This is a genomic window from Collinsella sp. OF02-10 (assembly GCF_003463445.1).
Lineage (GTDB): Bacteria > Actinomycetota > Coriobacteriia > Coriobacteriales > Coriobacteriaceae > Collinsella.
Window position 1 is genome coordinate 46,413 of the sequence record NZ_QSCW01000015.1, and the last position, 6,344, is coordinate 52,756.

At 61.9% G+C, this 6,344-nt stretch carries 7 protein-coding genes; 5 read left to right on the plus strand and 2 right to left on the minus strand.

Going from position 1 to position 6,344, the window contains the following annotated elements; translation table 11 throughout:
* The 5 genes from DXA43_RS07800 to DXA43_RS07820 all read left to right on the plus strand — a co-directional run bounded on the left by DXA43_RS07800 (window position 1) and on the right by DXA43_RS07820 (window position 4,827).
* Window positions 1-837, plus strand: a complete 837-nt coding sequence (locus DXA43_RS07800) for a transketolase (RefSeq protein WP_197736868.1) — start codon at window positions 1-3, stop codon at window positions 835-837.
* Complete coding sequence (locus tag DXA43_RS07805) at window positions 830-1,771, plus strand: transketolase family protein (RefSeq protein ID WP_117806776.1); 942 nt, start codon at window positions 830-832, stop codon at window positions 1,769-1,771. The genes DXA43_RS07800 and DXA43_RS07805 overlap by 8 nt, the downstream gene beginning before the upstream one ends.
* Window positions 1,772-1,914: 143 nt before the next feature.
* Window positions 1,915-3,405 carry a glycerol kinase GlpK gene (locus tag DXA43_RS07810; RefSeq protein ID WP_117806777.1) on the plus strand — a complete coding sequence of 497 codons (1,491 nt, stop codon included), beginning with the start codon at window positions 1,915-1,917 and terminating at the stop codon, window positions 3,403-3,405.
* A gap of 153 nt (window positions 3,406-3,558) precedes the next feature.
* Window positions 3,559-4,047, plus strand: a complete 489-nt coding sequence (locus tag DXA43_RS07815) for an S-ribosylhomocysteine lyase (RefSeq protein WP_117758595.1) — start codon at window positions 3,559-3,561, stop codon at window positions 4,045-4,047.
* 135 nt (window positions 4,048-4,182) lie between these two features.
* Complete coding sequence (locus DXA43_RS07820) at window positions 4,183-4,827, plus strand: DUF4867 family protein (protein WP_117806778.1); 645 nt, start codon at window positions 4,183-4,185, stop codon at window positions 4,825-4,827.
* A 124-nt stretch (window positions 4,828-4,951) separates the two neighbouring features.
* Here the strand turns inward: DXA43_RS07820 and DXA43_RS07825 are convergent, their stop codons facing one another.
* The gene (locus DXA43_RS07825) at window positions 4,952-6,112 is read right to left on the minus strand and encodes an ATP-binding protein (RefSeq protein ID WP_233540047.1); all 1,161 of its coding nucleotides are present in this window, start codon (window positions 6,110-6,112) and stop codon (window positions 4,952-4,954) included.
* On the minus strand, window positions 6,109-6,344 hold a 236-nt coding region (locus tag DXA43_RS10485; RefSeq protein ID WP_233540048.1), incomplete at its 5' end, for a hypothetical protein. The genes DXA43_RS10485 and DXA43_RS07825, both read right to left, overlap by 4 nt.

Sequence of the window (6,344 nt, forward strand, 5' to 3'; positions counted from 1 at the left end):
ATGGCAACTATCGAAGAGCTTGAATCCCTGCGTTGGGACCTTCGCCGCGATTGCGTCGATATCATCATGGCTGGCGCCGGCGGGCACATCGGCGGCGACATGTCGGTCATCGACGCCCTCATGACCCTCTACGCCAACCACCTCAACATTTCGCCCGAGACCGTCGACGATCCCAACCGCGATCGCTTCGTGCTCTCCAAGGGCCACGCCATGGAGGCCTACTACGCGGTGCTCTGCCACGAGGGCTATCTGGACCTCGACGACGTCAAGGCCCGCTTCTCTAAGTTCGGCAGCCCCTACATCGGCCACCCCAACAACAAGCTCAAGGGCATCGAGATGAACTCGGGCTCGCTGGGTCACGGCCTGCCCGTGGCCGTCGGGATGGCGCTTGCCGGCAAGATGGATGGCCGCGACTACCGCGTCTACACCATCATGGGCGACGGCGAGCTTGCCGAGGGCTCGGTCTGGGAGGGCGCCATGAGCGGCGGCAACTACCAGCTCGATAACCTGTGCGCGCTCGTGGACCGCAACCGCCTGCAGATCAGCGGCAGCACCGAGGACGTCATGAAGCAGGACTCGCAGGAGGAGCGCTGGGCCGCCTTCGGTTGGAACGTGCTGTCCATTCCGGGCAACGACGTCCAGGCCATCGACGCCGCGCTGACGCTGGCCGCCGAGACCAAGGGTAAGCCCACGGTCATCATCCTCAACACGGTGAAGGGCTACGGCTCGCCGGTTATGGAGGACAAGGCCGCCTGGCATCATCACCTGCCCAACGATGAGGAATATGCCCAGATCATCGCCGATTTCGCTGCCCATAAGGAGGCTATCAATGGCTAACAAGATCGCCAACCGCAAGGCTATCTGCGACACGCTGCTCGAGGCCGCCGCAACCGATAAAGACATCGTCGTCCTGTGCTCCGACTCCCGCGGCTCCGCATCGCTCACGCCGTTCTTCGATCAGTATCCCCAGCAGTCCATTGAGGTCGGCATCGCCGAGCAGGACCTGGTGAGTATCGCCGCCGGTATGGCCTCGTGCGGCAAGAAGGCCTGGGCCGCCTCGCCGGCGTCCTTTGTGACCACGCGCTCGTATGAGCAGTGCAAGGTTGACGTTTCGTACTCCAACACCAACGTCAAGCTCATCGGCATCTCGGGCGGCGTGTCCTACGGCGCCTTAGGCATGAGCCATCACTCCGCGCAGGATATCGCCGCCATGAGCGCGATTCCCAACATGCGCGTGTATCTGCCGAGCGATCGATTCCAGACCGCCGAGCTCGTGCGTGCCCTGGTCGCCGACAACAAGCCGGCCTACATCCGCGTGGGCCGCAACCCGGTGGAGGACGTGTACACCGAGGACGAGTGCCCGTTCCAGATGGATCGCGCCACCTGGGTGCGTCGCGGCACCGATGTGACGATTGTCGCCACCGGTGAGATGGTCCGCCACGCCGTGGACGCCGCCGACCTTTTGGCCGAACAGGGTATCTCGGCAACGGTGCTCGACATGTACTGCGTCAAACCGCTCGACGCCGAGGCCGTGATCGGGGCCGCCGACGCCACGCGCGCCGTCGTGACGGTCGAAGAGCACAGCCCCTTCGGCGGTCTGGGTTCCATGGTCGCGCAGGTCGTGGGCGAGCATTGCCCGCGTCCGGTCAAGTGCCTCTCCCTGCCCGATGCGCCGGTCATCACCGGCACGAGCCCCGAGGTCTTTGCGCACTACGGGCTCACCGGCGAGGGTATTGCCAAGACGGTCGCCGAGTTCCTTCCCGCAGAGTAGTTGGTGCATCGGGGACAGGTTTGCACCAATCCTTTTAGGTTGAATTCAGAGCAGGCCGGCTGCGCTCTCATGAGTCGGTCGGCCACTCGCTCCTTGTCCGTCGGGTTTTAGTTGTTGAATCGACGGGGGAGACAGGAGAGTACATGAGCAAATACATCATCGGAATCGATCAATCCACGCAGGGCACCAAGGCGCTGCTGGTGGACGAGGGCGGCCATTTGATTCATCGTGCCGATCGCCCGCATCGCCAGATTGTCAACGAGGTCGGCTGGGTGAGCCATGATCCAGCCGAGATCGCCGCCAACGTGCTGGCCGTGGCGCGCGCCGTGGTGGAGGAGACCGGGGTCGATCCGGCCGACGTCGCCGGCATCGGCATCTCCAACCAGCGCGAGACCACCGTTGCCTGGAGGCGCACGACGGGCGAGCCGCTGTGCGACGCCGTGGTGTGGCAGTGCGCCCGCGCCCGTGAGCTGTGCGACGAGCTGGCCGCGCGCGAGGGCGTGGCCGAGCTGGTGCGCGACACGACGGGTCTAGTGCTCTCGCCCTACTACCCGGCGGGCAAGATGGCCTGGATCCTCGCGAACGTTCCCGCGGCTGCCGAGGCCGCTGCAGCGGGCGAGCTGTGCCTGGGCACCATCGATGCCTGGGTGGTCTGGACGCTCACGGGCGGCGCGGAGTTCCGCTGCGACTGGTCCAACGCCAGCCGCACGCAACTCTTTGACCTGCGCCGTGGCTGCTGGAGCGAGCCGGTGTGCGAGGCCTTTGGCGTTGACGTGGCCTGCCTGCCACAGGTGACCGATTCCGATGGCCTGTTTGGCATGACGGACCTGGGCGGCTTTTTGCCGGCACCCGTGCCCATTCACGGCGTGCTCGGCGACAGCCATGCCGCCTTGTTTGCGCAGGGCTGCCATAGCCGCGGCATGGCCAAGGCGACCTATGGCACCGGCAGCTCGGTCATGATGAACGTCGGCGACGAGTTCGTCGCCAGCTCGCACGGGCTTTCGAGCTCGCTCGCATGGCGCATGGACGGCGTGACCGAGTACGTGCTCGAGGGCAACGTGAGCTACGCCGGCGCCGTCAAGACGTGGCTGCGCGACGACCTGGAACTCATCAACAATCCCGAGGAAGTCACCGACCTGTGCTACGCCGCCAATCCGGCAAGCCGTGTCTACTTTGTGCCGGCGTTCACTGGCCTGGGCGCGCCGCACTGGGCGAGCGATGCCGAGGGCTGCATCTTTGGCATGACGCGCACCACGGGCCGTGCGGAGTTCGTAAAGGCCGCTGACGAGTCGATCGCCTATCAGATCTTCGACGTGATTGATGCGATGGTCGAGGATTCGGGCGCGGCGTTGGCCGAGCTTCGTGTTGACGGCGGTCCCACGCGCGACGCATACCTGATGCAGTTTGAGAGCGACTTGGTTGGCTCGCCCATTCGCATCGCGAGCAACGACGAGATGAGCGGTCTGGGCGCGGCCTGGGCCTGCGGCATTGCGCTGGGCATGTACACGCGCGACGTCGTCGACGTCTACGGCGCCCGCGGCATCGTGGAGTCCACCATGTCCGCCGACGAGCGCGCCAAAAAGATCGCCGGCTGGCGCCATGCCGTGAAATCTACAATCGCGTACACCGCCTAGCATGATTATTCTGAGACGGGGATTAAAAACTCATTGATCCCCGTCCCGGGCAGCTCATTTGGGACGGGGCTTTTTTTGACTGGTATGATTGGTGCGATCATTCGAACCAGCTAAAAGAGCCCCGTCCCAAATTGACTACCGAGAGGATCTGCCATGGAGCGCATCGCGAGTTTTTCCGTTGACCATCTGCTGCTCGAGCCCGGCGTGTATGTGAGCCGCATCGACCGCGATCCGGCGACCGGCGCCGCCGTCACCACCTTTGACCTGCGCCTGACCACGCCCAACAAGGAGCCAGTTATGAACACGGCGGAGTGCCACACCATCGAGCATCTGGGTGCCACGTTCCTCCGCAATCATGCCGAGTGGTCGAGCCGCATTGTCTACTTTGGCCCCATGGGCTGCCGCACGGGCTTTTACCTGGTTGTCTTTGGTGAGCTGACGAGCGAGGAGATTTTGCCGCTCGTGCGCGAGCTGTTCGAGTTTGTTGCTGGTTTTGAGGGCGATATCCCCGGCGCCGCTCCCGAGGAGTGCGGTAACTATCTGGACCAGAACCTCCCCATGGCAAACTGGCTCGCGCGCCGTTATCTCGACCGCGACCTGGCCAATATCGACGAGAAGCACCTGCACTATCAGCAGGCATAAGGATGCTGGCAGGAATAGCGTTTGCGCCAGAAGCGCTCCCACTCTTGTGGGGGCGCTTTTTCATATCGAGCACTCAAAACAGAACGAGATTGTTCTAGAATGTTCGTACTGTCACATAAACGAACAGGAGTGAACATGCATATCTACTCTGTCAACGATCCCGAGTTCAAATCCTATGGCAACGTTTGGGATAACGTTCCGTCCGAGCTCACGTCGCCCGTGCTCGAGGCGCTCTCTGCCACGCCCATCCCCGAGGGCAGCAAGTACGTGGCAAGCGCGTCGGAGCTCGAGGGCGTCAAGGGTGCCGACAAACTGGGCTTTCTCATGTTTGGCGGCCGCCCCTTCCAGCTCGGCTGGTGCAACGGCCACAACACGCAGCTCAACTGCCTGGAGTATCACCGCGCCAGCGAGTTTAACCTGGGCGCCCGCGACTTTATCCTGCTCGTGGCGCATCGCTGGGAGATCGAGGACGGCAAGCTCGACACTGCGTGCGTCAAGGCGTTCCGCGTGCCGGCGGGTACGGTCGTCGAAGTCTTCAACACCACGCTCCACTACACGCCCTGCATGGTCGACGACGGCGGCTTCCAGGTGATGGTGGCGCTGCCGGCGGGCACCAATGGCCCGCGCCCCGAGGTCGCAGCCGACATGCCCGCCGCCGGCGACAGCTACTGCTACTGGAAGGCCGACAAGTGGGTTCTCTGCCACGCCGATAGCCCCAAGGCTGCCGAGGGCGGCTACGTGGGCCTCGTCGGCAAGAACCTCGACATCGCCTGTGACTAGCATCTTCCGTCTCGATCTGTAACATCTAGCGGGCTAAATCGTCTCTACCTGTTACAGATTGAGATAAACTGCGGGGGGCTGCCCGAAAATCTCGATCTGTAACACCAAGCCCGGTTTTGGCTGCCTACCTGTTACAGATCGAGACAAACCGGCCCAAGCCACCACAAAGGGGACAGGCACCTTTGTGGTGGTTGTCTAGAGCTGGCTGCGCAGATAGTCGGCCATATATGGGACGGCGAAGCGCACGTAACCACGGCGCGCCTGCTCGATAACGCCGGCGATATTTCTGTGCATAGTCGGGCGTGACCGACATGCGCTCCGCCACATCAGAAATACGCGACACAGCGCCTTCGTCGTCAGTCATTGCGGTGAGAAACGCGACGTCTTGGTCCGATAGCGCGGCGAGCGTCGTTTCGCAAACATCGTTTTCGAAGTCGACCTTCGAAGCTTCGATGGCTCCGTCGATTTGCCCTTGCGCTGCGCGTTCTCCAGCCTTGCAGCGATTGGCGATGTTATAGCCGATCAGCTGCAGCATATAAGGGGAGCCTTGGGTTGCGCGAGCGGCACGGAGGCGAAGATCGCTTGGAATGTCAATGCTGAGCTCTTCGAAAGCCCGCTGGTAATAGGCGTCGACATCTCCGACCGAAAGCGGTTCGAGCGTGACCTTGCGAGCGCGGTTGAGAAATGTCAGCACGCGGTCATTGAGTGTTGCGCAGACGGCTCCCGGAAGGCCTGCCATGACGAGCGCGACGTTGAGTCGTTCGCCGACCAGTTCTTGATAGGCGGTGACGAGCTGTCTGATCTCGGGTGAATTCGCTTGGAGCTCGTCGATGAGGATGAGGATACCGTGTCCCTGCTTGGTCAGTTTGCGCGCGAGCTGTGTGAGTTTGAACTGAAAGCTTTTGGTCTCCTGCACGTCTCGTGTGAACTCGAGGCCTGCCGAGAACCCAAAAACACTTAGACTGCCGCTCGTGAGTTTGGGAAGGCGGCGTTTATTGACGTAAGGCTCGCCTGCTTCCTGGATCTTCTCAACAATGCGCTCGAGCATATCCTCGGAGGCTACGGTGGGCGTAGCGACAACAAAGCCGAGCTTGCGTGCGCGGTCGGCAAGTTCCCACAGAAGAACCGTCTTGCCGCTGCCTCGCTGTCCAAGCATGAGCATGGCTCGGTCGCGATTGCCCGCCTCTTGCTCAATGCCAGATACGAATGTCGAAATTACCGCTTCGCGCCCGACTAGATAAGAGGGGCGATTTCCAAATGAGGGGGAGAAGATGGTCTCAGTCATAAGTCTCCTTTCCTTTTTTTCCTATTTTTTCCTTTTTTTCCTATTCGGTCAAATGACCTGCTGCCGAGGGCGGCTACGTAGGCCTCACCGGCAAGAACCTCGACATCACTGTGGACTAGGGTCCTTGTCTCAAACCACCACAAAGGTGCCTGTCCCCTTTGTGGTGCGCCTTTGGTTGCCTTTGCCTTGGGGGGTGTTCCTATAGTTTTGTCAACTGGGAAATGCTCTCCGT

What these genes read in the sequence shown, in the direction of transcription:
- DXA43_RS07800 (WP_197736868.1), top strand. Translation starts at nt 1, where the DNA reads ATGGCAACTATCGAAGAGCTTGAATCCCTGCGTTGGGACCTTCGCCGC.
- DXA43_RS07805 (WP_117806776.1), top strand. Translation starts at nt 830, where the DNA reads ATGGCTAACAAGATCGCCAACCGCAAGGCTATCTGCGACACGCTGCTC.
- DXA43_RS07810 (WP_117806777.1), top strand. Translation starts at nt 1,915, where the DNA reads ATGAGCAAATACATCATCGGAATCGATCAATCCACGCAGGGCACCAAG.
- DXA43_RS07815 (WP_117758595.1), top strand. Translation starts at nt 3,559, where the DNA reads ATGGAGCGCATCGCGAGTTTTTCCGTTGACCATCTGCTGCTCGAGCCC.
- DXA43_RS07820 (WP_117806778.1), top strand. Translation starts at nt 4,183, where the DNA reads ATGCATATCTACTCTGTCAACGATCCCGAGTTCAAATCCTATGGCAAC.
- DXA43_RS07825 (WP_233540047.1), bottom strand. Translation starts at nt 6,112, where the DNA reads ATGACTGAGACCATCTTCTCCCCCTCATTTGGAAATCGCCCCTCTTAT.